Origin of the sequence: Microtetraspora fusca (assembly GCF_001570365.1) — a bacterium.
GTDB lineage: Bacteria > Actinomycetota > Actinomycetes > Streptosporangiales > Streptosporangiaceae > Microtetraspora > Microtetraspora fusca.
Genome location: NZ_BBYK01000062.1, coordinates 86,496 through 110,831, shown reverse-complemented (window position 1 = coordinate 110,831; position 24,336 = coordinate 86,496). Strand labels below are relative to the sequence as shown.

General features: G+C 72.4%; 20 protein-coding genes. 16 read left to right on the top strand and 4 right to left on the bottom strand.

Annotated elements, in window-relative coordinates; all coding sequences use genetic code 11:
- Window positions 1–124 precede the first annotated feature (124 nt).
- Window positions 125–1,027, bottom strand: a complete 903-nt coding sequence (locus tag AWQ68_RS29540) for a bifunctional helix-turn-helix transcriptional regulator/GNAT family N-acetyltransferase (RefSeq protein WP_066946403.1) — start codon at window positions 1,025–1,027, stop codon at window positions 125–127.
- 351 nt (window positions 1,028–1,378) lie between these two features.
- On the opposite strand from AWQ68_RS29540, the gene AWQ68_RS29535 reads away from it, so the two are divergent.
- Window positions 1,379–1,807, top strand: coding sequence for a hypothetical protein (locus AWQ68_RS29535; protein WP_066946400.1), 429 nt, complete (start codon window positions 1,379–1,381; stop codon window positions 1,805–1,807).
- A 126-nt stretch (window positions 1,808–1,933) separates the two neighbouring features.
- Here AWQ68_RS29535 and AWQ68_RS29530 read toward each other — a convergent pair whose 3' ends face one another.
- Both AWQ68_RS29530 and fdhA read right to left on the bottom strand, forming a co-directional pair.
- Complete coding sequence (locus AWQ68_RS29530) at window positions 1,934–2,722, bottom strand: SDR family NAD(P)-dependent oxidoreductase (RefSeq protein ID WP_218007090.1); 789 nt, start codon at window positions 2,720–2,722, stop codon at window positions 1,934–1,936.
- A gap of 49 nt (window positions 2,723–2,771) precedes the next feature.
- Window positions 2,772–3,989 carry a formaldehyde dehydrogenase, glutathione-independent gene (gene fdhA / locus AWQ68_RS29525; protein ID WP_066946398.1) on the bottom strand — a complete coding sequence of 406 codons (1,218 nt, stop codon included), beginning with the start codon at window positions 3,987–3,989 and terminating at the stop codon, window positions 2,772–2,774.
- Between the two features lie 423 nt (window positions 3,990–4,412).
- Between fdhA and AWQ68_RS29520 the strand changes: the two genes are divergently transcribed.
- From AWQ68_RS29520 to AWQ68_RS29460, 13 genes are all read left to right on the top strand, one after another.
- A complete protein-coding gene (locus AWQ68_RS29520) occupies window positions 4,413–6,011 on the top strand; it encodes an ABC transporter substrate-binding protein (protein ID WP_066946395.1) in 1,599 nt (532 codons plus the stop codon).
- Window positions 6,008–7,021, top strand: coding sequence for an ABC transporter permease (locus AWQ68_RS29515; protein WP_066946392.1), 1,014 nt, complete (start codon window positions 6,008–6,010; stop codon window positions 7,019–7,021). Before AWQ68_RS29520 ends, AWQ68_RS29515 begins: the two co-directional genes overlap by 4 nt.
- Window positions 7,008–7,883: an ABC transporter permease gene (locus tag AWQ68_RS29510; RefSeq protein ID WP_066946389.1), complete on the top strand. Its 876-nt coding sequence runs from the start codon at window positions 7,008–7,010 to the stop codon at window positions 7,881–7,883. The genes AWQ68_RS29515 and AWQ68_RS29510 overlap by 14 nt, the downstream gene beginning before the upstream one ends.
- A complete protein-coding gene (locus tag AWQ68_RS29505) occupies window positions 7,880–8,953 on the top strand; it encodes an ABC transporter ATP-binding protein (protein ID WP_066946387.1) in 1,074 nt (357 codons plus the stop codon). Before AWQ68_RS29510 ends, AWQ68_RS29505 begins: the two co-directional genes overlap by 4 nt.
- Entirely contained in the window at window positions 8,950–10,038 is a 1,089-nt protein-coding gene (locus AWQ68_RS29500; RefSeq protein WP_084464527.1) for an ABC transporter ATP-binding protein, read from the top strand. Before AWQ68_RS29505 ends, AWQ68_RS29500 begins: the two co-directional genes overlap by 4 nt.
- Before the next feature lie 150 nt (window positions 10,039–10,188).
- On the top strand, window positions 10,189–11,298 hold the full coding sequence (locus AWQ68_RS29495; protein WP_066946384.1) for an NDMA-dependent alcohol dehydrogenase: 1,110 nt from the start codon (window positions 10,189–10,191) through the stop codon (window positions 11,296–11,298).
- 22 nt (window positions 11,299–11,320) lie between these two features.
- A complete protein-coding gene (locus AWQ68_RS29490; protein WP_066946380.1) occupies window positions 11,321–12,793 on the top strand; it encodes an aldehyde dehydrogenase family protein in 1,473 nt (490 codons plus the stop codon).
- Window positions 12,780–13,751, top strand: a complete 972-nt coding sequence (locus tag AWQ68_RS29485) for a TIGR03560 family F420-dependent LLM class oxidoreductase (protein ID WP_174554162.1) — start codon at window positions 12,780–12,782, stop codon at window positions 13,749–13,751. Before AWQ68_RS29490 ends, AWQ68_RS29485 begins: the two co-directional genes overlap by 14 nt.
- A gap of 25 nt (window positions 13,752–13,776) precedes the next feature.
- Complete coding sequence (locus tag AWQ68_RS29480) at window positions 13,777–14,895, top strand: NDMA-dependent alcohol dehydrogenase (RefSeq protein WP_066946377.1); 1,119 nt, start codon at window positions 13,777–13,779, stop codon at window positions 14,893–14,895.
- A gap of 28 nt (window positions 14,896–14,923) precedes the next feature.
- Window positions 14,924–16,213, top strand: a complete 1,290-nt coding sequence (locus tag AWQ68_RS29475; protein ID WP_066946374.1) for a phenylacetate--CoA ligase family protein — start codon at window positions 14,924–14,926, stop codon at window positions 16,211–16,213.
- 43 nt (window positions 16,214–16,256) lie between these two features.
- Window positions 16,257–17,090, top strand: a complete 834-nt coding sequence (locus AWQ68_RS29470) for an SDR family NAD(P)-dependent oxidoreductase (protein ID WP_218007089.1) — start codon at window positions 16,257–16,259, stop codon at window positions 17,088–17,090.
- A gap of 56 nt (window positions 17,091–17,146) precedes the next feature.
- Window positions 17,147–18,253 carry a zinc-dependent alcohol dehydrogenase gene (locus AWQ68_RS29465; protein ID WP_066946371.1) on the top strand — a complete coding sequence of 369 codons (1,107 nt, stop codon included), beginning with the start codon at window positions 17,147–17,149 and terminating at the stop codon, window positions 18,251–18,253.
- 20 nt (window positions 18,254–18,273) lie between these two features.
- The gene (locus AWQ68_RS29460; protein WP_066946368.1) at window positions 18,274–19,278 is read left to right on the top strand and encodes an amidohydrolase family protein; all 1,005 of its coding nucleotides are present in this window, start codon (window positions 18,274–18,276) and stop codon (window positions 19,276–19,278) included.
- A gap of 179 nt (window positions 19,279–19,457) precedes the next feature.
- On the opposite strand, the gene AWQ68_RS29455 is transcribed toward AWQ68_RS29460, so the two are convergent.
- Window positions 19,458–20,921 carry an aldehyde dehydrogenase family protein gene (locus tag AWQ68_RS29455; RefSeq protein WP_066946365.1) on the bottom strand — a complete coding sequence of 488 codons (1,464 nt, stop codon included), beginning with the start codon at window positions 20,919–20,921 and terminating at the stop codon, window positions 19,458–19,460.
- Window positions 20,922–21,184: 263 nt separating this feature from the next.
- On the opposite strand from AWQ68_RS29455, the gene mdlC reads away from it, so the two are divergent.
- Entirely contained in the window at window positions 21,185–22,786 is a 1,602-nt protein-coding gene (mdlC, locus tag AWQ68_RS29450) for a benzoylformate decarboxylase (RefSeq protein WP_066946362.1), read from the top strand.
- Window positions 22,787–22,962: 176 nt separating this feature from the next.
- Window positions 22,963–24,282, top strand: a complete 1,320-nt coding sequence (locus tag AWQ68_RS29445; protein WP_066946360.1) for an MFS transporter — start codon at window positions 22,963–22,965, stop codon at window positions 24,280–24,282.
- Window positions 24,283–24,336 lie beyond the last annotated feature (54 nt).

The following is a 24,336-nucleotide window of genomic DNA, read 5'->3' as shown; positions in this document are numbered from 1 at the left end:
GAGGTCCCGGCTGCCGGGCCCGGCCACGCACCGGGCGCGACCGCGACGGACCAGCCGCCCGCAGCCGGCTCGTGCGACGGGAGGAGTCCCTCGGGGAGGGGCTCCTCGGCCGGACGGCGACCGCTCAGAGGTCCCTGGCCCAGATCTGCTCCACCACCGGGCGGCCAGACTCCTCGCCCGGGTGCTCCTCCACGAGTTCGAACCCGGCCTGCTGGTAGATCCGGCGCGCACCCGCCAGGACGGCTCTCGTCCACAGGACGATCCGCCGGTACCCGGCCTGCCGGGCGAACCGCAGGCACTCCTCGACGAGCCGCGCGCCGATGCCCATGCCACGCGCGGACGGCTCGACCAGGAGCAGCCTGAGCTGGGCGGTCGTGTCGTCCTTGCGCATGCAGAACACGCTCCCCGCCGGATGGCCGTCGACCTCCGCGATCCATCCGGCCTCCCGCGCGGGGTCGTGCCCGGCCGCGTAGTCGGCGACGATCCGCGCGACCAGGGCCTCGAAGGGGGCGCCCCAGCCGTATTCCGCGCTGTAGAGCGCCCCGTGCCGGTAGACCACCCAGCCGAGATCGCCCGCGCGCGGCGGCCTGATGACGTACGGCTCGCGGCGGGCGGGCGGGTCGAGGACGCCCCGGATCGCCGCCATGCCGGCCAGCAGCCGCCGCCGGTCCTCCTCGGCCAGCCCGCCGAGCAGCGCCTCCACGTCGGCGGCCGAGCGCTCGTCGAGCATGCGGTACGTCTCCCGGCCCTTGTCCGTGAGCCGTACCACCTGGCGGCGGCCGTCGGTCTCCGACCGCTCGCGGGCGATGAGGCCCTCCGCCTCGAACTTGCCGAGCATCCGGCTCAGATAGCCCGGATCGAGGCCCAGCCTCTTGCTGATCGTCCCCGCCTCCGAGGTCGTGTTGAGCTCGAAGAGCACCCTCGCCTCGCTCAGCGAGTAGGGCGTGTCCAGCAGTCCGGCGCCGAGCACACCGATGACGCCCGTGTAGAAGCGGTTGAAAGCGCGGACGTCTGCCACCGTATTCATTGCCTACCTCAACCAACTTGTTGACTGCAGCAAACATATCTCCGCTGCGCCTGGATGCCCAGTCCCGGGCGCACTTCCACACGCGACACACGCGGGCCGACCGCGACGGCATGCTGTCCGGCCTTCCTCCTCGGTTCCCTCCGGACGGCGAACCGCCGCTTCGACAGTTCGACGGCGAGGAATGGAACGCCCCTTTCCGGGCAGCGACCAAACCGAGCGGCAGGAAGCCACCCGGAGGACCCTGCTGCGTCCCGGCAGGGATCAGACCGTGCCGAGGACAGGGAGATCCCGCCGGGATTCCCAAGGAGCACACGTGCTCGGGCCTCCCTCTGCTGGGAGGGGAGAACAACCATGGTGATCAGCCAAGGATTCAAGAAGATCAGCGGCTTCAGGCCGCTCTACGTCGTCGCGGGCGCCGGCCAATACGCCGTCGAGAAGCTGCGCACGTGGTCCCGGCAACTGCAGGGGCGGGCGCAGGAGGTTCCCAAGACATCCGCGGAGCTGCCCGGTAGGGCACGCGAGGTGGCCGTCGAGGATCTGCCCGTCAAGGCCCTCACGTACATCGGGACCGCGGCCGACAAGGTCGGAGAGATCTATGACGACCTGACGGTCCGCGGCCGCACGGTGATCAGCAAGGTGAGCCGCGACGTCGCGGATCAGCTGCGGGACGTCTCAGAGAAGGCCACCCCGGCGGTCGCCCCCGAGCGGAAGGCCGAGGCCAAGAGGAGGCCGCCGGCCAAGAAGCCCGCTCGGCGCCGCAAGACGGAGGCGCGATCATAGCCGGGGTATCTCGCCGGACAGGCGGGGTGCCGTACCTGTCCGGCGGGCACCGCGCACGCCGCGCCTCCGCGTGCCGCGACCTTCTCTCGGATGCGGCGACGCCCTGGATGGGCCGCGCCGGTCGGTTCAGTGCAGGTATCCGCCTCCGTCGCAGATCAGGGACTGGCCGGTGACCATGGCGGCGTCGGGGGAGGCGAGGTAGGCGACCAGGCCGGCGAAGTGCTCCGGGGTGACGAACTCCCGGATCGCCTGCTGGCCCATGGTCCGGGCGAACACCTCGTCGCCGGAGTGCGCGCGGGTGCCGGGGGTCGCCACCTGCGCGGGCATCACCGCGTTCACCGTGATCCGGTGCTCTCCGAGCTCGCGCGCCATCACCCGGGTCATCCCGATTAGCGCGCCCTTGCTCGCCACGTAGCCGAGCTGGCCCGGCGCCCCGGTGAAGAACGTGCGGGACGCGACGTTGACGACGCGTCCGCGATACGCGCTGTCCCGGAGCAGAGGGAAGCAGGCCTGCACCATCAGCAGGGCGCCGACCGTGTTGACGTCGAAGAAGCGGCGCATCTCCTCGGGCGTCGTGTCGAGCAGACTGGCCCGGCCGGAGAGCAGGCCGGCGTTGTTGACCAGGATGTCCAACCCGTCGAACCGGTCGGCCACCTCGGCGACGGTGCGGCGGACCTGGCCGGAGTCGGTCACATCGCACCGCCAGACGCCGATCCGCCCCGGGCCCGCCTCGTTCTCCAGGCCGGGCATCTCGGCGATGTCGAGCGCCGCGACCGAGCAGCCCTCCCTGGCCAGCCGCCGGGCGATCGCCCGGCCCAGCCCGCCGGCCGCGCCGGTCACCACCGCCACCGTGCCGGCCGGCCTGAGCGGCTGGGGCCGTACGTCACCGGCGGCGGGCGGGGGCAGGTCGTTCACGGAAGACGGTTCCCTTCAGGGTCGGGGCTGCGGGTGGGGGCAGGGAGGGTCAGGCGGGCACCATGCCGTGCGGGTCGATGACGAACTTCCGCGCGACGCCGCTGTCGAACTCCGCGTACGCGCGGGGTGCGTCGTCGAGCGGGATGACCGTGGCGTTGACCGCCTCGGCGATCCGCACCCGGTCGCTGAGGATCGCGTTCATCAGGCCGCGGTGGTAGCGCATCACCGGGCACTGGCCGGTGGTGAACGACTGCGACTTCGCCCAGCCGAGCCCGATGCGGATCGACAGCGAGCCCACCCTGGCGGCGTCGTCCACCGCGCCGGGGTCGCCGGTGACGTACAGGCCGGGGATGCCGAGCCTGCCCGCGGCCCGGGTGATCTCCATGATCGAGTTCAGCACCGTGGCCGGGGCCTCCTGGGCGCCCGTCCCGTGCCCGCGGGCCTCGAACCCGACGGCGTCCACCGCGGCGTCCACCTCGGGCACGCCGAGGATCTGCTCGATCTGCTCGGCCAGCGAGGCGTCCTTGGTGAGGTCGACGGTCTCGCAGCCGAAGCTGCGCGCCTGGGCCAGCCGCGCCTCGTTCATGTCGCCGACGATCACCACGGACGCGCCGAGGAACTGGGCGGAGTGCGCCGCCGCCAGCCCGACCGGGCCCGCGCCGGCGACGTACACCGTGGACCCGGAGGTGACGCCCGCGGTGACCGCGCCGTGGTAGCCGGTGGGGAAGATGTCCGACAGCATGGTCAGGTCGAGGATCTTCTCCAGGGCCTGGTCGCGGTCCGGGAACTTCAGCAGGTTCCAGTCCGCGTAGGGGACCATGACGTACTCGGCCTGCCCGCCGACCCAGCCGCCCATGTCGACGTACCCGTACGCCGAGCCGGGCCGGTCGGGGTTGACGTTCAGGCACACCCCGGTGTGGCCCTCCTTGCACATCCGGCAGCGCCCGCACGCGATGTTGAACGGGACGGAGCACAGGTCGCCGACCTTGATGAACTCGACGTCCCGGCCGACCTCGACGACCTCGCCGGTGATCTCGTGGCCGAGCACGAGGCCGGCGGGCGCGGTGGTGCGGCCGCGCACCATGTGCTGGTCGGAGCCGCAGATGTTGGTCGAGACGACCTTCAGGATGACGCCGTGCTCGCATTCGCGGCCGACGTTCGCCGGGTGCACGCCGGGGCCGTCCTTCAGCACCAGCCCGGGGTAGTCGATGGAGTGCACCTCGACCTTGCCTGGACCGATGTAGGTCACTGCCTTGTTGCCGGCCACGTCGTCGCCTCCTGGGAGATCCGGTTGTTCGGGTCTGGTGCGACGTTAACCAGCCGCGCCAGCAGGGATAACTCGCGAATGACGGCATCTCGTACGGCGGAGTGTCGCGGCGCGGCTACGTCATTCGTCGCGAGCCCGCCGGTTTCCGCTGCTCGGAGGCGGGCGGCGACGGCGAGGCGCCGGGCGTCTCGGTGAGCGTCCGAAGCTTTTCTTCCATCCCACGAAAGCTCGCTTTGCCAGGCCGACAGCGCCTGGTCACCCTTGAGCGCACAGCAGTGAGCCAGGTCACACAGCCGCAGAACGGCCGAAGGCGCAGGTCAGAGGCACCGCCGCGCATCCCCTGGAGAGTTCCACGGCACCGCACCGGCTGCCCGTCGCCGTCACCGAAGCAGGAGGACGCAAGTGAGAACGAGGACCCAGCGAATGGCTGTCCTTCTGGCAGCGTTCCTGGGGATCGCCGCGTGCAGCGGCGACCCGGGCGCTTCCACCGGGGCCGCGCCGGCGGACGAGACGTCGGCGGCCTCCACCCCGCAGAAGGGCGGGGAGATCACCGTTCTGGAGGACTCGGCGTTCGCCGGAAGCTGGCCGACCGGCCTCGACCCCGCGACCAACACCACCGGCGGGGCCAACATCGCCATGATGGGCGCCATCTACGGTGGGTTGTTCCTGCTCACCGCGAACGACGACGGCGGCGACGCCAAGGTCACGCCCAACCAGGCGGAGAGCTACGAGTTGCTCGACGGCGGCAAGACCGTGAAGATCAAGCTTCGCCAGGGCATCACGTTCTCCGACGGCACCGCGTTCGACGCCGAGGCGGTGGTGTTCAACCTCAAGCGCAACCTCGGCGCGACGTGTACCTGCACGCCCAAGTGGCCGCTGGTCAAGGACGGCATCGGCGTCGAGGGCGGCGACACCGTGGTGCTCAGGTTCACCCGGCCGTACGCCTCCGTGATCAACGCGTTCCCGATCTCGAACGTGAACTGGATCGCCTCGCCGACCGCGCTGAAGCAGCTCGGCGACGACAAGTTCCGGGTGACCCCCGTCGGCGCGGGGCCGTTCACGGTCGTGTCCAACCAGCTCAGCTCCGAACTGGTGCTGGAGCGCAACCCCCAGTACTTCAAGGACGGCCTGCCGTACCTGGACAAACTGACGTTCAAGTCGATCGGCGGCGACCAGGCGGCCTACCAGGCACTGCTGGCCGGGCAGGCCCACGCGTACGAGGGGATGAACACCGTCCCGCTGATGGAGCAGGCGCAGTCCGGCGGCCGGCTCACGGTCACCATGCAGCCGCCGACCTCCCCGTACGTGGTGCAGCTCAACTCGAAGGCGGCGCCGTTCGACGACGAGCGGGCCCGCCAGGCGATCTACTACGCCACCGACTTCGAGGCCATCGCGAAGGGCCTGTTCAAGGACCGCTTCCCGGTCAGCCAGTCGTTCACCGCGCCCGGCGGCCTGTTCCACCACGACTCGGTGCCCGGCTACCGGGGGCACGACCTGGACAGGGCCAAGCAGCTCGTGCAGGAGCTGGGCGGGCTGAAGGTCGAGCTGGGCACGCTCGGCAACTACGTCGCCAAGCAGGTGATGATCGCGCTGCAGACCCAGTGGCAGGAGGCGGGCATCACCACCACGATCAAGGACTACCAGCTCTCCACCCTCGTCCAGCAGTTCAACTCCGGCAAGTGGCACGCGATGCTGCAGACCGCGGGAGCCTGGGACCCGGCCGCCGGCGTCGGCGTCGCCTTCCGGTTCGCCTCGACCTCGCCGTTCAGCGGGGTGGCCGACAAGGCGCTGGACGACATGTTCGCCGAGGCCGAGGGCACCGTCGACCCGGCCGAGCGCGACGCGATCTACACCAAGGCCGGGCAGTACATCAGCGACAAGGCGTACGCGCCGTTCGGCCTGGCCTTCGCCCCGACGAACCTCACCGCCAAGGGCGTGCACGGACCCGGCCTGACCACCAGGATCCCGCCGCTGGTCGTCAACTCTGGCGTGCTGTGGGACGAGGTCTGGAGAAGCCGGTGACGGCGGTGACCGCCGGGCGTCACCGCGGCGTCGGGGCGCGGCTGTTCGCCTCGCCCAGCGTGCGGCTGGTCGGCAATCGGCTGCTCATGGCGATCCCGATCACGCTCGGGGTGAGCATCCTGACCTTCTGGGTGCTCAACCTGATCCCCGGCAACGCCGCCCAGCAGCTCCTCGGCGCCGACGCCACTCCCGAGCAGATCCGCGCGATGGAGCTGCAGCTCGGCCTGGACAAGCCGGCGCCGCTGCGCTACCTCGACTGGCTCGGCGGCGCGGTCACCGGCGACCTCGGCCGCTCCCTGGTGAGCGGCCAGTCGGTGGCCGGGCAACTGGGCGAGCGGCTGGCGGTGACCGGCGAGCTGGTCGCCATGGCGTTCGTCGTCTCGCTGGTGCTCGCCGTGCCGGTCGCGCTGCTGGCCGCCTACCGCCCGAACCGGCTCTTCGACCGGCTCAGCATGTTCGTCAGCGTGACCGGGCTGTCGGTGGCCAACTACGTGCTGGCCCTGGTGCTCGTGCTGGTGTTCGCCGTGCGGTTCGCGGTGTTCCCGGCGATCGGGTTCGTCCCGCTGTCGGAGAGCGTCGGCGGCAACCTGCACTCGCTGGTGCTGCCGTCCGCGGCGATCGGCATCCCGATGTTCTGCCTCTACACCCGCTTCCTCCGGGGCGACCTGGTCGACCAGATGCAGGGGCAGGACTACGTGGTCACCGCCCAGGCCAAGGGCGTCGGTCCGTGGCGGGTGCTGCTGCGGCACGCCTTCCGGAACTCGTCCTTCGGGCTGATCACCGTGGTCGGGCTGAACCTGAGCACGCTGATCGGCGCCACCGTGATCATCGAGCAGATCTTCGCCCTCCCCGGGCTCGGCCAGCTCATGCTGCAGGCGATCAACACCCGCGACATGGCCGTCGTCCAGGCCTGCGTCGTGGTGTTCGCCGTCGTCGCGGTGCTGGCGAACCTGCTCACCGACCTGCTCTACGCCGTACTCGACCCGAGGATTCGCTATGGCAGTCGTTGAAGCGCCGCCGGTGCCGGTCGCCGACGCGGACGAGGACGCTCCGCGGGCGCGTACCTGGACCCGCGGGCTCGGCGTGGCCGTGCCGGTGGCGCTGCTGGCGCTGGTCGCCGGAGCCTGCTTCCTGGCTCCGCTGGTCCTGCCCGTGCCGTCGCCGACCGGCGGAAACATCCTGGAGGCCGGCCTGCCCACCGGCTCGCCCGGCCACCTGCTCGGCACCGACCCCAACGGCAACGACATCCTGTCCCGCATTCTGTACGGAGGGCAGACGTCGCTGATCGTCGCGGTCACGGTGAACCTGCTCGGCCTGGCGGTCGGCGGCACGCTGGGCGCGCTGTCCGGGTACGTCGGCGGCGCGGCGGACACCGTGATCATGCGCCTGCTGGACGTGCTGATCGCCTTCCCGTCGCTGGTGCTGACCCTCGCGGTCGCGCAGAGCCTGGGGCCGAGCCTGACCAACACGATCCTGGCGCTGGGATTCTTCAGCGTCCCGGCGTTCGCCCGGATCTCCAGGGCGGCCACGCTCAGCCTGCGCGAGCAGCCGTTCATGGCCGCCGCGCGGCTCTGCGGGACGAAGGGCCGGCGGGTGCTGCTCCGGCACATCGCGCCGAACATCGCCCCGCAGCTCACCACGTTCGGGATGCTCGGCATGGGTGTCGTGATCGTCATCGAGGGCGCGCTGAGCTTCCTCGGTCTCGGCATCCCGGCGCCCGCGCCGAGCTGGGGGAACATGATCTCCCAGGGGCAGGCGAGCCTGTCCGCGACCCCCATGCTCGTGCTCTGGCCCAGCCTGATCCTGTTCGTCACGGTGCTCGCGTTCAACCTGCTCGGCGAGAGCCTGCGTACGCGGTGGAGTGTCCGATGACTGTCGAACGAGACGAGGTGCTCACCGCGGACCCGGCGGAGCGGGCCGGCGCGGCCGCCCTGCTCGAGATACGGGACCTGCGGATCCGGTTCACCAGGGGCGGCCGCCGGGTGCACGCGGTGAACGGCCTGTCCTACCGGCTCGACGCCGGCCAGATGCTCGCGATCATCGGCGAGTCCGGGTCGGGCAAGAGCGTCAGCGCCCGCGCGCTGCTCGGGCTGCTGCCGTCCTCGGCCGAGGTGTCCGGCTCGGCCAGGTTCGAGGGCGCCGAGCTGATCGGCATGCCCGAGCGGGAGATCCGGCGCAGGCGCGGCCGGGACATCGCGATGGTGTTCCAGGACCCGGCCCGCTCACTCAACCCCACCATGCGGATCGGCGCGCAGATCACCGAGGCGATCCGCGCGCACTCGGGGATCGGCCGGAAGGAGGCCGGCGAGCGGGCGGTCGAGCTGCTGAAACTGGTGCGGCTGCCGGCCGCGGAGCGCCGCTTCCACGAGTACCCGCACCAGCTCTCCGGCGGCATGCGCCAGCGCGTGGTGATCGCCATCGCGCTGGCCGGCGAGCCCCGGCTGCTCATCGCGGACGAGGCGACCACCGCGCTGGACGTGACCACCCAGGCGCAGATCATGCAGCTGCTGGTCGAGCTGCAGGAGCGACTCGGCATGGCCGTCGTCATGATCAGCCACGATCTCGGGCTGGCCGCCAGCTACGCCCAGCACGTCGTGGTCATGTACGCGGGGCGGGCGGTGGAGTACGCCTCGGCGGGCCGGCTGTTCGGGCACGTGCGGATGCCGTACACCCGGGCGCTGCTCGGCGCCGTCCCGCTGCTGGAGCGGGAGCCGCACGCGCCGCTGCCGGTGATCTCCGGCCAGCCGCCGGATCCGGCGGCGATCCCGAAGGGCTGCGCGTTCCGGCCGCGCTGCGCGTCGGCGACCGGCCGGTGCGAACAGGCGCCGCCCTTCTCCGAGCACGAACCGGGGCACTGGTGGGCGTGCTGGCATCCCGCCGAGGACCCGCCCGGCGGTTCTGGCGGCGGCGGTGGCGGCGGCGAGGACGGAGCGACGAGATGACCGAGACGCGCGCGGGGGACACCCCGCTGCTCGAGGTGTGCGACATCGTGCAGGAGTTCGCGGTGCGCGGGCCCGGCGGGGTGAAGGGCGCCGTCGTGCACGCCGTGTCCGACGTGTCCTTCCAGATGGGCCGGGGCGAAACCCTCGGCGTGGTGGGGGAGACCGGTTCCGGCAAGTCCACCCTGGCCAGGTCGATCATCCAGGCGCCGCGCCCCAAGTCGGGCGAGGTGCGCTTCCTCGGCACGGACCTGATGCGGCTGCGGCGCAAGGCGCTGGTGGAGGCGCGCCGCGACATGCAGATGGTCTACCAGGATCCGTTCGGCTCGCTGAACCCGCGCTGGCGGATCGCCGATCTGGTCGAGGAGCCGCTGCTCGGGTACGGCGTGCGCTCGGCGGCCCGCCGCCGGGAACGGGTGCGGGAGCTGCTCGACCTGGTCGGGCTCGATCCCGGCGTGTTCGCCGGGCGCCGCCCGTACGAGCTGTCCGGCGGGCAGTGCCAGCGCGTCGCCATCGCGCGGGCCATCGCGCTCAACCCGGCGCTGATCGTCTGCGACGAGGCGGTGGCCTCGCTGGACGTGCTGATCCAGGCGCAGGTGCTGAACCTGTTCGAGCGGCTGCGGTCGGAGCTGGGCCTGTCGTACCTGTTCATCTCGCACGACCTGGCGCTGGTGAAACAGATCAGCGACCGGGTCGCGGTGATGCACCTCGGGCAGCTCGCCGAGATCGGGCCGTCCGAGGAGCTGTACCGGCGGCCGATGCATCCGTACACGGCGGCGCTGCTGGACTCGATCCCGGGCCTGGACCCGGTCACCGGCGAGGCCCGCCGGCCCACGCCCCCGCAAGGGGAGCCGCCGTCGCCGATCGACCCGCCGAGCGGCTGCCGGTTCCGCACCCGGTGCCCGCTCGCCCAGGCCAGGTGCGCGGAGGAGCGGCCGGCGCTTCGCGAGCTCGCGCCCGGCCACCAGGTGGCCTGCCACTTCCCGCTCAACTTCCCGCTCGACGCGGGCCCGGCCGCGACCACCGGCACGGCCGCGCGCCGTACGGACGCCGGCCTTACGGATCCCGGCGACATTTCCTTTCCGTGACGCGAAAGGGCCGTCGATCACGCGGTCACCGGCCCGGCATAGTGAGGTCACCGCGGCCGACCGCGTACGGCCTCACCTGCGACTTTCCGCTGAATCCGCCCGTACCGCGGCCGCCGTCGCGGCCATTCGAGAATCAGGAGACGGGGCTCAATGAGCATGACCACTCGCGCCGCGATCTGCCGTGAACCCGGCAGGCCGTGGGAGATCACCGACGTCGAGCTGGACGAGCCGCGGGCGAATGAGGTCCGCATCAAATTCATGGCCGCGGGGCTGTGCCACTCCGACGACCACATCCAGAAGGGCGACGCCGCGATGCGGTTCCCGGTCGTCGGCGGGCACGAGGGCGCCGGCATCGTGGACGCCGTCGGCGAGTCCGTGACCCGGGTGGCGGTCGGCGACCACGTCGTCTGCTCCTTCATCCCGGCGTGCGGCGCCTGCCGCTACTGCTCCACCGGACGGCAGAACCTCTGCGACGCGGGCAAGAACGCCTCCACCGGCATGTTCCCCGACGACAGCTTCCGCTTCCACCTGGACGGGGAGGACCTCGGCGGGCTCTGCGTCCTCGGCACCTTCTCCGAGTACGCGGTGGTGTCGGAGTTCTCCTGCATCCGCATCCCGGACGACATCCCGTTCGAGATCGGCGCGCTGGTGGGCTGCGGCGTGCCGACCGGCTGGGGCTCGGCGGTGTACGCCGCCGGGGTCCGGGCGGGCGACACCGTCGTGGTGTACGGCTCCGGCGGGGTCGGCAGCAACGCGGTGCAGGGCGCGCGCTTCGCCGGGGCGAAGAACGTCGTCGTGGTGGACCCGGTGCCGTTCAAGCGGGAGATGGCGAAGGTGTTCGGCGCCACGCACACGTTCGCCGACGCCCGCGAGGCGCACGAGTTCGTCGTCGAGACCACCTGGGGCGAGCTCGCCGACCACGCGATCATCACGGTCGGCGTGCTGCACGACGAGGTCATCGAGCACGCGCTGAACGTGGTCGGCAAGAGCGGCCAGGTGACGGTCACCGCGGTCGGCAACGGCTCGCTCGACGCCCACCCCGGCATGCTCATCGGGTACCAGCGGCGGGTGCAGGGCGCGATCTTCGGCGGCTGCAACCCGCTCCACGACGTCCCGCGCCTGCTGGAGCTGTACCGCTCGGGCGACCTCAAGCTCGACGAGCTGATCACCCGTACGTACCGCCTGGACGAGGTCAACCAGGGCTACCAGGACATGTTGGACGGCAAGAACATCCGCGGCGTGATCGTCCACGAGCACTGACACGAGCACTGAGGAGCATCTGATGACGACTGTCCTTCCCGGCTCGGGAGTCGACTCCCTGCAGGTCGACGACGTGCACCTGATCGGCGGGGAGTGGGTCCCCGCGATCGGCGGCGAGACGATCGAGGTGATCAACCCGGCCACCGGCGAGGTCCTCGGGCGGGTGCCGCGCGGCACCGCCGCCGACGTGGACGCCGCGGTGCGGGCGGCCGCCGCGGCCTTCCCCGCCTGGCGCGACACCAACGCGACGGCGCGCGGCGCCCTGATCCAGCGGTGGGCCCGGCTCATCGAGCAGCACGAGGCCGAGCTGGACCAGCTCGAGTCCAAGGAGGTGGGCCGCCCGCACTGGGGCCCGCCGCCGATGGCCCGCATCCTCACCTTCGTCGCCGGTCAGGCCGACAAGGTCCTCGGCCACTCACTGCCGACGTACTCGCCGGACGTGCTCGGGCTGACCCTGCGCGAGCCGTACGGCGTGGTGGGCAGCGTCATCCCGTGGAACGCCCCCGGTCCGATGTTCGTCAACGACGTCGGCCCCGCCATCGCGGCCGGCAACACCATCGTGATCAAGCCCGCCGAGGACGCCCCGCTGACCCCGCTGGCGCTGGCCCGGCTCGCGCAGCGGGCGGGCATCCCCGCGGGCGTGATCAACGTGGTGACCGGCTACGGCCACGAGGCGGGCGCCGCCATCCCGGCCCACCCGGGCATCAACCGGATGAGCTTCACCGGCTCGCCGCAGACCGGCTCGCTGGTCATGGCGGCCTGCGCGAAGAACCTCATCCCGCTGCACCTGGAGCTGGGCGGCAAGTCGCCGCAGGTCCTGCTGGACGACGCCGACCTGGACGCGGCGATCCCCGCGATCGCCGCCGGCATCACGCTGAACACCGGCCAGATCTGCGCCGCCGGGTCACGTGTCGTGGTGGACCGGAGCATCCACGCCGAAGTGGTGCGCCGCCTGGCCGAGCACATGCGCCAGGTGAAGGTCGGGCCGTGGCACCAGCAGGTCCAGATGGGCCCGCTGATCAATGCCAAGCAGCACGACCGGGTGCTCGACTACATGCGGATCGGCCGGGAGGAGGGCGCCGAGCTGGTCACCGGCGGCGGCGTCCCCGAGGGTGAGCTGTTCGAGCGCGGCTTCTTCGTCGAGCCCACCCTGTTCGACCGGGTGGACCCGGGGATGCGGATCGCCCAGGAGGAGATTTTCGGGCCGGTCCTGTCGGTGATCCCGGTGGACGGCGAGGGCGAGGCCCTCGAGGTGGCCAACGGCACCGAGTACGGGCTGGTCGCCTCGGTGTGGACCCGCGACGTCGGCCGCGCGGTACGGATGTCGCGCGGGCTGCAGGCCGGCCAGGTCGCGGTGAACGCCGCGCTCGGCGGCGGAGTGATCGGCGCTCCGTTCGGCGGCTACAAGCGCAGCGGCTTCGGCCGGACCATGAGCGCGGAGCACGTGCTCGAGTACACCCAGGTGAAAGCGGTGTCGATCCGTGGCACGCTCTGACCGTCGCGGCATCCGGCTGCGGGTCCTGATGGAGCCCCGGCACGGATCCACCTACGACGACATCCTCGCCCTCGCGCTGACCACCGAGCGGACCGGGTTCGACGCGTTCTTCCGCTCCGACCACCTGATGGGCGTCGACCCCGAGGACCGCACGTACCGGCCGACCGACTGCTGGACCACCCTGGGCGGGCTGGCCCGCGACACCCGGCGGGTACGGCTCGGCGCGCTGATGGGCGCGGCCACGTTCCGCGCGCCCGGCCTGCTGGCCACCATCGTCGCCTCCGTCGACGAGATGAGCGGCGGCCGGGTCGAGCTGGGCCTCGGCACCGGCTGGTACGCCCGCGAGCACGCCGCCTTCGGCCTGCCGTTCCCGGAGACCGCCGAGCGGTTCGACCGGCTGGAGGAGCAGCTCGCGATCATCACCGGGCTGTGGCGCACCCCGTCCGGTGACGAGGAGGGCTTCTCCTTCGCCGGGAAGCACTTCCGGATCGAGGACAACCGCACCCCGCCGCGGCCCGCGCAGACGCCGCATCCCCCGATCCTGGTCGGCGGCACCGGCCCCCGGCGCACCCCGGCCATCGCGGCGAAGTACGCGACCGAGTTCAACTCGGCGCTCGGCGGCGACCTGCGCGAGCGGTTCGACGTGTTCTCCCGCGCCTGTGAGGCGATCGGCCGCGACCCGGCGGAGCCGCGCCGGTCGTCGGTGCTGCCGATCGCCTGCGGCTCCACGCCCGCGGAGGTGGAGCGCCGGGCCGCCGTCATCGGCTCGGAGTTCATGCGTACCAACGCGGCGATCGGCTCGCCCGAGCTGGTCGTGGAGCGGATCGAGGAGCTGAGCGCGCTCGGCGTCGACACCGTCTACCTGCACATCTACGACATCCACGACCTCGACCACGTCGAGCTGATCGGCGCCGAGGTCCTCCCGCACGTCACGGCGTTGGAGATCGCGGAGCCGTGAGCGCCGCGACAGAACGGGGAAACCGATGAGCATCACCACCCGCGCTGCCATTGCCCGCCGGCCGCACGCCGGCTGGGAGCTGGCCGACCTGCAACTCGACGAGCCGAAGGCGCACGAGGTCCGCGTCAAGTTCTACGCCGCCGGACTGTGCCACTCCGACGACCACATCACCGCGGGCGACGCCCCGGTGCGGTTCCCGATCGTCGGCGGGCACGAGGGCGCCGGCGTCGTCGAGTCCGTCGGCCCCGACGTCCGGCGGGTCAAGCCGGGCGACCGGATCGTCTGCTCCTACATCCCGGCCTGCGGCGCCTGCCGGCCCTGCTCGACCGGGCACCAGAACATGTGCGTCAAGGGACTGAACGCCGGCACCGGCATGTTCCTCGACGGCACCTACCGGTTCCACCTCGACGGGGAGGACCTCGGCGGGTTCTGCTCGCTCGGCACCTTCTCGCAGTACGCGGTGGTGTCGGAGTGGGCGGTCATCCCGCTCCCCGACGACATCCCGTTCGAGATCGGCGCGCTGGTGGGCTGCGGCGTGCCGACCGGCTGGGGTTCGGCGGTGTACGCCGCCGGGGTCCGGGCGGGCGACACCGTCGTGATCTTCGGCTCCGGCGGGGTCGGCAGCAACGCGGTGCAGGGCGCACGGTACGCCGGGGCGAAGAACGTCGTCGTGGTGGACCCGGTGCCGTTCAAGCGGGAGATGGCCACGGTGTTCGGCGCCACGCACACGTTCGCCGACGCCCGCGAGGCGCACGACTTCGTCGTCGAGACCACCTGGGGCCAGCTCGCCGACCACGTGATCTGCACCCCGGGCGTGCTCACCGAGGAGATCGTCAACGCCGCCGTGCAGATGACCGGCAAGGGCGGCAAGGTCACCGTGACCGCGGTCGGCAAGCTGACCGAGCGCGCCGCGCACGTGCACGCCGGCCAGCTGATCGGCTACCAGCGGCAGGTGCGCGGCGCCCTCTTCGGCGACTGCAACCCGCTGTACGACGTGCCGAGGCTGCTCGGCCTGTATCGCTCAGGGGACCTCAAGCTCGACGAGCTGGTCACCCGGAAGTACCGGCTCGACGAGATCAACGACGCCTACCGCGACCTGGCCGACGGCAAGAACATCCGCGGCGTCGTCGTCCACGAGCACTGAGCGACCCGCATTCCCGGAAGGAACTTCTGTGTTCACACCTGGCTTCGTCGCGCCTGAGGACCGAGACGCGGTCACCGCGATGCTCCGTACCCAGCTCGACCGGCTGCCCGCCCGCTCGCCGTTCTACGCCGACCTGTTCGCCGGGCACGGGGTCGACCCGTCGGCGCTGATCTCGCTGGACGACCTGCGCAAACTGCCGTTCACCAGCAAGCAGATGCTGCGGGAGTCGCAGGCGGCGGCGCCCCCGCTCGGCCGGCACGCCGGGGTGGACATGACGGAGATCATCCGGGTGCACGCCTCCACCGGCACCACCGGCACGCCGAGCTGGGTCGGGGTCACCAGGCGCGACTCCGAGGCGTGGACCGAGATGGTGGCCCGGGCCTTCCACACCATGGGCGCCCGCCGTGAGGACGTCGTCCTGCACGGCTCGGGGCTCACCCTGTTCGTCGGCGGCCTGCCGATCCGCGACGCGCTGGAGCGGATCGGCGCCACGATGGTCCCGATCGGGACCGGCGCGTCGGACAAGGCCGTGCTCGCGATGGACACCCTCGGCGTCACCGCGCTGCACGCCACCCCCTCGTACGTGCGCTACCTGGCCGAGCACGTGCGCAAGCTGGGCCGGGACCCGCGGGAGTTCGGCATCCGCAAGATCTTCGTGGGTGGCGAGCCGGGCGGGGGCGAGCCGGCGTTCCGCCGGAACGTCGAGGAGGAGTGGGGCGCGCCGGTTACCGAGGGCCTCGGCAACGCCGACATGGCGCCGGTTCTGTTCGGCGAGGCGCCGGGCAGCGGCGGGATGCGCTACACCGGCGGCAAGCACGTGGTGGTGGAGCTGATCGACCCGGAGACCGGTGAGCCGGTCGTCCCGGAGCCCGGCGCCACCGGCGAGCTCGTCTACACGTCGGTGGACCGGGAGGCGTGCCCGCTGGTCCGGTTCCGCACCAGGGACCGGATCGTCGTCACCGGCCTGGCCCCGGACGGCGCGCCGCTCATCCGCTGCGTGGGCCGTACCGACGACATGCTGATCGTGCTCGGCGTCAACGTGTTCCCCTCGGCGGTGCGCGACCTGGTGCAGACCCTGCACCCGCGCACCAACGGCGCGATCCAGATCGTGCTGCCCGAGGAGGGCCCCCGGGTCGAGCCGCCGCTGCGGGTCGAGGCCGAGTGGGGCGACGAGCCCGGTGACCTGGACGGCCTCCGCCAGGAGATCGAGGGGCTCATCCGGTCGCGGCTGACCGTCCGGGCGGTCGTGACGCTCGTCCCGCCCGGCTCGATCGAGCGCTACGAGCTGAAGTCCCGGCTGACCCGGATCGCCGGCTGACCCCGGACCCCACCCCCGCACCACGGACGCATGGAGGAGACCCATGTCCGACGACCCGCTGAACGATCCGTTCGCCGAAGGCGGCGAGCGATGGATGGAGGGCCGCACCGCGCTCGTCACGGGAGCCGGCCAGAACGGACGGCTGCCCGGCGTCGGCTACGCGATCAGCCGGCTCGTGGCCGCGCACGGCGCCCGCGTCGCCGTGCTCGACCGGGACGCGGACGCGGCCAAGCGCACCGTCGAGCGGATCGCGGCCGACGGCGGCGAGGCGATCGCGGTGGTCGCCGACGTCACCGACGACCGCGCCTGCGCCGATGCCGTCGCCGAGGTGACCGGCCGGTTCGGACGGCTCGACGCCCTGGTCAACAACGTCGCGGCCGGCGACCGGGCCGGCCTGTTCGACGTGACGCCCGAGCGGTTCGACCAGCTCGTCGACATCAACCTCAAGTCGGCCTGGCAGGTCACCCGGCACGCGGTGCCGGTGCTGCCGCGCGGCAGCGCGATTGTGAACATCTCGTCGGTCGGCGTGCGGATGCGCGGCCCCGGGATGGTCTACTGCGTGGCCAAGGCCGGGCTGGAGAACCTGACCGAGGGCGCGGCCACCACGCTCGGCCCGCAGGGCATCCGGGTCAACTGCGTCCAGGTGGGCGCGATCTGGGGCGCCTTCGCCGCCGCCAACATGTCCGAGGAGATGCGCGGCCCGCGCCGGGAGAGCACCGCGCTGAAGACCGAGGGCACCTCCTGGGACATCGCGCACGCCGCGCTGTTCCTGCTCAGTGACCGGGCCAGGTGGATCTCCGGGCACACCCTCGCCGTGGACGGGGGGCCGCCGCACCGCTTCCCGGCCGCGCCGCCGATCACCTCGGTGCCCTCCTGACGCGACGCGCGCCCGGACGAGCCAGACGGACCATCACGAGAGAGGCCACCTCATCAATGGGAGAGACCGTACGCGCCGCGGTGCAAGTCGGCCCCAGGCAGATCGAGATCCGCGAGTTCCCGCGCCCGAAGATCGGCCCTGACGACGGCCTGCTGCGGGTCGAGGCCAACGGCATCTGCGGCAGCGACGTCGAGCTGTACAAGGGCCACATGCGGATGGGCAGCGGGAAACCCCTGGTGCCCGGCCACGAGCCGATGGGCGTCATCGAGGAGATCGGCGAGCGGGCCGCGGCCCGATGGGGTGTGCGGCCGGGCGACCGGGTGGCCCTGGAGGTCGTCGTCCCCTGCCGTAACTGCCACAACTGCCTGATCGGGCGGTACCAGTCCTGCCCGAACCGCACGCTCGGCCACGGCGTGACCGGCATCGACGTGGAGCCGTCCCTGTGGGGCGGTCTCGCCGAGTACCTCTACCTCTCGCCGGGGGCGGTGCTGCACCGCATCGACGCGAGCCTCCCCGCCGAGGTCGCGTCCATGTTCAACCCGTTGGGCGCCGGGGTGCGCTGGGCCTGCCACCTGGGCGGGATCCAGCTCGGGGACACCGTGCTGGTGCTCGGGGCGGGGCAGCGCGGCCTCGCCTCGGTCATCGCGGCCCGCGCCGCGGGCGCCGGGACCGTCATCGTCACCGGGCTGGAGGCCGACCGGCACAAGCTCGCGCTGGCGCGCGAGTTCGGCGCCGACCACACCATCGTGGTGGACGGCGACGAGGCGGAGGACACCGTCGAGCGGGTGCGTGAGATCACCTCCGGCGCGATGGCCGACGTGGTGCTCGAGCTGACCCCGATGGCCACGAAGCCGGTCACCGACGCGCTGCTCGCCGCCCGGCACGGCGGCCGGGTCGTGCTGGCCGGGCTCAAGGGCGACCGCGAGGTGCCGGTGCGCACCGACCTGGTGATCAACCGCGCGCTCACGCTCGTCGGCGCGTTCGGCGTGGACGCCCGCGCGTACGCGGAGGCGATCGCGATCATCGAGTCCGGCCGGTTCCCGCTGGAGAAGATGCACACCCACTCGTTCGGGCTGGACGAGACGGCGCTGGCCATGGAGACCCTCGCCGGCGAGGTGCCGGGCGAGGCCGCGATCCATGTCTCGGTGCACCCCAATTCCTGACCAGCGACCGGGAGGTCCGAATGCTCGTCGACGCCCATGCCCACCTGCTGCCGCGGGACTACCCGGAGGACGCCCCGGCGTGCTTCCCCCGGATGGAGGCCATCGACGGCGACACCGCGCGCCTGCTGGTGTTCGGGGCGATGCGGTTCCGCGCCCGTGACGTGTTCTTCCAGGCGGAGCGCCGGATCGAGGAGATGGACGCGTCCGGCGTGGACGCCGAGGTGGTCACCCCGATGCCGCCGCTGCTGCGCTACGACCTGCCGGTCGCGGACGGGCTGGCGCTGGCCCGGCACGTCAACGAGTTCACCGCGACGCTGTGCGCCGTCGCGCCGGAGCGGCTGATCGGCTTCGGCATGGTGCCGCTGCAGGATCCGGACGCCGCCGCGGCGGAGCTGGCCGCGATCCGCGCGGCCGGACTGCACGGCGTCGAGATCGCCTCCAACGTGCTGGGCGCCTCGATCGGCGATGAGCGGTTCCTGCCGTTCTTCGCCGAGGCGGAACGGCTCGACCTGCCGATCTTCGTGCACGCCATGCCGGCCGCGACGGACCGGCTGCCGCCGTCCGCGGCGGGCACGTACGTCGTCGGCCTGGAGGGGGCGCTGGCCGCCGCGTCGCTGATCACCGGAGGGACCGCGGCCAAGTGCCCGAACCTGCGGATCTCGTTCAGCCACGCGGCCGGCGGGTTCCCGCTCATGGTGCCGCGCGCCCAGTACTTCTGGAGCGGCTCCTGGAACGAGGAGCCGCCGAACCCGGAGCGCGCCGTCATGCCGGACGACGGCCCGTCCCCGCTGGAGTACGCGCGCCGGTTCTACTACGACTCGATGGTGTTCGACCGGCGTGCCCTGCGGTACCTGGTCGACCTGCTCGGGCATGACCGGTTGCTCGTCGGGTCCGACTTCCCGGCGATGCTCAGGGAGGAGCCGGCCGGCCGGTCGTTGTGGCTGCTCGGGCTGCCCGAGAAGGAGCTGGAGGACATCACCTGGCACAACGCGTTCCGGTTCCTCGGCATCGACCCGCCGCGCTGAGCCGGCGGGTCACGGGACGAGGCGTCGGCGGGGCCGTGATGGCAGAGCCCCGCCGACGCCCTGCCGTGCCGGACGCACTGGGCCGGACGCACTGGGCCGGACGCACTGGGCCGGACGCACTGGGCCGGACGCACTGGGCCGGTCGCCCGTGGCCGGGCGACCGGCGTTCCGCGTGCGGGTCAGGCGGGGAAGCCCACCGAGTGGGTGTCCATGAACTCCCGGATGCCCTCGACGCCCATCTCTCGGCCCATGCCGCTGTGGTCGAACCCGCCGAACGGCGCCCGCTCGTCCAGGTGCGCCGCGCCGTGCGTGTTCACGAACGTGTAGCCGGTGCGCAGCCGGGCCGCGATGGCGGCGGCCCGCTCGGGGTCCGCCGTCCAGACCGAGGAGCACAGCCCCGACCAGGTGTCGTTGGCCCGGGCCACCGCGTCGTCCTCGTCGTCGAACGGCAGGATCGGCAGGGTCGGGCCGAACTGCTCCTCGACCACCACGCGGGCGTCGTCGGCCGGGTCGAGCACCAGGGACGGCCGCAGGAAGTTGCCGCGGGAGATGTCCTGGCCGTCGGCGGCCGCGCCGTACTCGCGCACCTCGGCGCCGGACGCGCGGGCCTGGTCGAGCAGCTCCCGGACGTAGTCCCGCTGCCGGGCGCTGTGCAACGGCCCCATGGTGACCCCCTCGGCCAGGCCGTGGCCCAGCCGGGTGGCGGCGAGCAGCCCCGACAGGCCCTCCACCACCTCGTCGTAGCGGGACCGGTGCACGTACAGGCGCTTGGTGGCCATGCAGATCTGTCCGGTGGAGTCGAAGACGCCGCCGAACAGCCGCCCCATCGCCTCCGGGCCCAGGTCGGCGTCGGCCAGCACGATCGCCGGGTCGTTGCCGCCCAGCTCCAGTGCCACCCGGGTCAGCGACTCCGCGGCCATCGACATGATCCGCCGGCCGCCGAGCGAGCTGCCGGTGAAGCAGACCTTCTTCACCCGGTCGTCCTGGACCAGCGCCGCGCCGATCTCCGCGTCCGCGCCGGTGACCACGTTGAGCACGCCCGGCGGCAGCGCCCGCGCGACCATCTCGACGCTGCGCACGGTCGCCAGTGGCGCGGTGGGCGGCGGCTTCACCACGACGGTGTTGCCGGCCAGCAGTGCCTGCGGCAGCGAGGCGGCCAGGATCGCGAGCGGCCAGTTGAACGGCACGATGATCGTCACGACGCCGAGCGGCAGATAGGAGATCTCGGTCCGGTACGGCGGAGCGGGCAGGGTGGTCACCCGCCCGACCTCCCCGGCCAGGTCGACGGCGAGCCGGAAGCGGTGCTCGAACACGATGGAGTCGATGACGGACTCCATCCGGATCTTGCCGTTCTCGCGGGTCAGCACCTCGGCCGTGGCCGGGCGGTCCGCCTCCAGCGGCGCCAGTGCGGCGGTCAGCAGCGCGGCGCGCTCATCCGGTGCGAGGGCCGCCCAGGCGGGGAAGGCACGGTGAGCCGCGGCGACCGCGGACTCGGCCTGCTTGGCGTCGGCGGCCGCGGCGTAGCCGACCACCGACGCGCCGTCGGCCGGGTCGATCACCCGCAGCGCGTCGCCGGCCTCCCGTGTCTCGCCGTCGATGTAGAGGTGGGTCCTGATCTCGGGCAGCTGGTCCAGTGGGGTCATGGCTTACCTCGAAGTCGTCGCGGGGCGGGACCGCGGATCGCGTCCCCGCATGCGTCGGGCCACGCTACAGCGCGGCGCGGCGAATTCCGGCGGGCATCGGACCTGGTCGCGGCGGTGTGATCCGGCAGTTGCGACCGCGACATCTGACGTAGCCGGGCCGCGCGCCCCGGCGGTTGTTCCGCCGTCGACGCGGCGGCTAGTGTGCGCGGACTCGCCGCCGGGGTGATCCGCCCGGACCGGCCTGTCGATGGTTTGGAGGAACCATGCCGACCGTTCGCGACACGACGTACGACCTGCTGCGCGCCTGGGGGCTGACCACCGTGTTCGGCAACCCCGGCTCGAACGAGCTGCCGTTCCTGGACGGCTTCCCGGCGGACTTCCGCTACGTGCTCGGGCTGCACGAGGGGGCGGTCCTGGCGATGGCCGACGGGTACGCCCAGGCCACCGGCCGTCCGGCGCTGGTCAACCTGCACTCGGCGGCCGGGCTCGGCAACGCGATGGGCAACCTGGCCAACGCCCGCGCCTCGAACACGCCGCTGGTGGTGACGGCGGGGCAGCAGGCTCGCGCCATGATCGGGCTGGGCTCGGTGCTCGCCGAACCGGCGATGACCCGGGTGCCCGAGCCGCACGTGAAGTGGGCGTTCGAGCCGGCCAGGGCACAGGACGTGCCGCGCGCACTGTCGGAGGCCTTCCACCTGGCCGTACTGCCTCCGGCCGGTCCGGTGTTCGTGTCGCTGCCGCTGGATGACTGGGCGCGCGAGGTGGACGTGGACGAGGTGGCGCACCTGGGCGCCCGGCGGGTGCGCGCGGCCGGCGCCGCCACCCCGGAGCTGGTCGCCGAGCTGGCCGGCCGGCTGGCCCGGGCGCAGGCTCCGGCCCTGGTGGTGGGGCCCGAGGTGGACGACGAGCGGGCCTTCGCGACGGTGGTCGCGCTGGCCGAGCGGCTGGCCGTGCCCGTGTGGACCGCGCCGACCCCGCCGCGCTGCCCCTTCCCGACCCGGCACCCGCTCTGGCGCGGCGTGCTGCCGCCGAGCATCGCCGGGGTGGCCGAGCACCTGACCGGCCACGACCTGGTGCTGGTCCTCGGCGCGCCGGTGTTCCGCTACCACGCCTACCGGCCGGGGCCGTGGCTGCCCGCGGGCGCCGAGCTGGTCGCGGTGAGCGCCGACCCGGCGTCGGCGGCGCGGGCCGCCTTCGGCGACGCGCTGGTGGCCGACGTCGCCGCGGTGGCCGCGCAGCTTCTCGACGCGCTTCCCGGCACGCCGGGCCGGCCGGCGCCCGCGCCGATCGAGCGTCCCGCCGAGGGTGAGCCGGGGGACGCCCCGTTCCGCGCGGGCGGGGTGTTCGCGCTGATGGCGCGGACCCTGCCGCGCGGCGTCCGCATGGTCAACGAGTCCACCTCGAACACCAGCCAGTTCTGGGAGCACCTCGACCTCGCCGGGCCGCGCGGGCTGTTCTTCCCCGCCGCCGGCGGACTGGGGTTCGGGCTGCCCGCGGCGGTCGGCGTGGCGCTGGCCGACCCGGGCCGCCCGGTGGTCGCCGTGCTCGGCGACGGTGCGGTGCAGTACGGCGTCGCCGGGCTGTGGACCGCGGCGCAGTGGAACCTGCCGATCACGTTCGTGGTGCTGCGCAACGGCACGTACGGTGCGCTGCGCGGGTTCGTGGACCAGCTCGGCGTCACCGGCACGCCCGGGCTCGACCTGCCCGGCGTGGACGCGGTGCGGATCGCGGAGGGGTACGGCCTGCCCGCCCGGCGGATCGCGGACGGCGCCGAGCTCGCGGCGGAGCTGGCCGCCGTGGCGCCGGACCGCGGCCCCCGCCTGGTCGAACTGCCGATCTTGGGGGAGACCCGCAGGCTGGGGTGAGCCGGAGTGCGCGGCCGCCCGTCACGCGACACATGACGTAGGCGCGCCGCCACAGAAGACCCACGACTCGGCGTGTCCCGCTCACTTACATTCCGTAGAGCCCGTGAGACCTCCGACACTTTCTGGAAGGTCTCACGCCCTTATCTGCCATCCGGCGTCCAGAGGAGTACCCATCCGTGGCCCCATCGCCAACTTCCACCGGCCCGTCCAAAAAGGGCATCTTCGCGGCCAGCTTTGTCGGCACGTCCATCGAGTGGTACGACTACTACATCTTCGGCACCGCCGCCGCGCTCGTGTTCGGAAGCCTGTTCTTCCCGGAGTTCTCCTCCGTGGCGGGCACCCTCGCCTCCCTCGCCACCTTCGCCGTCGGGTTCATCGCCCGGCCGCTGGGCGCCGCGATCATCGGCCACTTCGGTGACCGGATCGGCCGCAAGTCGATGCTGGTCCTCACCCTGCTGCTGACCGGCGGCTCGACCTTCCTCATCGGTGTGCTGCCCACTTACGCGGCCATCGGGGTCGGGGCGCCGCTGCTGCTCGTCACCCTCCGCCTGGTCCAGGGCTTCGGTGTCGGGGGCGAGTGGGGTGGCGCGATCCTGATCGCCACCGAGCACGCCTCCCCGCGCCGCCGCGCCGTCTACGGCAGCTTCGCCCAGTTCGGCGTCCCGGTCGGCGTGCTGACCTCCAACCTGGCGTTCCTGGCCGTCTCCGGCATGTCCAACGACGCCTTCATGTCGTACGGCTGGCGCATCCCGTTCCTGCTCAGCGCGCTGCTGGTGGTGGTCGGCTTCCTGGTCCGCAGCAGGTTGCACGACGCCCCGGAGTTCGAGCGGATGAAGGAGGCCCAGAGCGTCAGCAAGGCCCCGGTCTCCGAGCTGTTCCGGCGGGAGCCGCGCAAGCTGCTGATGGCCAGCCTGGCCTCCATCGCGCCGCCCGCGGTCGGCTTCACGGTGATCGTCTACATGCTCACCTACGGCACCAAGGTCGTCGGGTTCGACCGGAGCACGCTGCTCACCCTGATCCTGCTGTCCACCCTGGTGTGGATCGGCACGATCGTGGTGTCGGCCGTCCTCTCCGACCGGTTCGGCTCGAAGAAGATCTACGTCATCGGCACGCTGACCGCCGTGGTGTGGCCGATCCCGATGTTCGCCCTGGTCGACACCAAGAGCACCGGGCTGGCGCTGCTCGCCTTCATCGGCGCGGCGATCGTGCAGGGCATCATGGCCGGTGCGCAGGGCGGCCTGTTCACCGAGATCTTCGACGTCCGGATCCGCTACAGCGGCATCTCGATCGCGTACCAGCTGGGCGGCATGATCGGCGGTGCGGTCACCCCGCTGGTGCTGACCGCGCTGTTCGACGCCTACAACTCCTCGACCGTGATCGCCTGCTACGTGGCCGGTCTCTCGCTGGTCAGCTTCGTGGGCATCCTCGGGCTGCGCGGCGGGGCGGCCGTCCAGGAGGAGCTGCCGGTGGACGCGGCGGCGGAGGCGGCCGGATAGGACCACCGGCACCTCCCCTGGCGCCCGGACGCGTTCTGTGTCCGGGCGCCACGT

What these genes read in the sequence shown, in the direction of transcription:
- mdlC (WP_066946362.1), top strand. Translation starts at nt 21,185, where the DNA reads ATGCCGACCGTTCGCGACACGACGTACGACCTGCTGCGCGCCTGGGGG.
- AWQ68_RS29510 (WP_066946389.1), top strand. Translation starts at nt 7,008, where the DNA reads ATGGCAGTCGTTGAAGCGCCGCCGGTGCCGGTCGCCGACGCGGACGAG.
- AWQ68_RS29465 (WP_066946371.1), top strand. Translation starts at nt 17,147, where the DNA reads ATGGGAGAGACCGTACGCGCCGCGGTGCAAGTCGGCCCCAGGCAGATC.
- AWQ68_RS29480 (WP_066946377.1), top strand. Translation starts at nt 13,777, where the DNA reads ATGAGCATCACCACCCGCGCTGCCATTGCCCGCCGGCCGCACGCCGGC.
- AWQ68_RS29520 (WP_066946395.1), top strand. Translation starts at nt 4,413, where the DNA reads ATGGCTGTCCTTCTGGCAGCGTTCCTGGGGATCGCCGCGTGCAGCGGC.
- AWQ68_RS29535 (WP_066946400.1), top strand. Translation starts at nt 1,379, where the DNA reads ATGGTGATCAGCCAAGGATTCAAGAAGATCAGCGGCTTCAGGCCGCTC.
- AWQ68_RS29490 (WP_066946380.1), top strand. Translation starts at nt 11,321, where the DNA reads ATGACGACTGTCCTTCCCGGCTCGGGAGTCGACTCCCTGCAGGTCGAC.
- AWQ68_RS29505 (WP_066946387.1), top strand. Translation starts at nt 7,880, where the DNA reads ATGACTGTCGAACGAGACGAGGTGCTCACCGCGGACCCGGCGGAGCGG.
- AWQ68_RS29455 (WP_066946365.1), bottom strand. Translation starts at nt 20,921, where the DNA reads ATGACCCCACTGGACCAGCTGCCCGAGATCAGGACCCACCTCTACATC.
- AWQ68_RS29470 (WP_218007089.1), top strand. Translation starts at nt 16,257, where the DNA reads ATGTCCGACGACCCGCTGAACGATCCGTTCGCCGAAGGCGGCGAGCGA.
- AWQ68_RS29460 (WP_066946368.1), top strand. Translation starts at nt 18,274, where the DNA reads ATGCTCGTCGACGCCCATGCCCACCTGCTGCCGCGGGACTACCCGGAG.
- AWQ68_RS29540 (WP_066946403.1), bottom strand. Translation starts at nt 1,027, where the DNA reads ATGAATACGGTGGCAGACGTCCGCGCTTTCAACCGCTTCTACACGGGC.
- AWQ68_RS29500 (WP_084464527.1), top strand. Translation starts at nt 8,950, where the DNA reads ATGACCGAGACGCGCGCGGGGGACACCCCGCTGCTCGAGGTGTGCGAC.
- AWQ68_RS29495 (WP_066946384.1), top strand. Translation starts at nt 10,189, where the DNA reads ATGAGCATGACCACTCGCGCCGCGATCTGCCGTGAACCCGGCAGGCCG.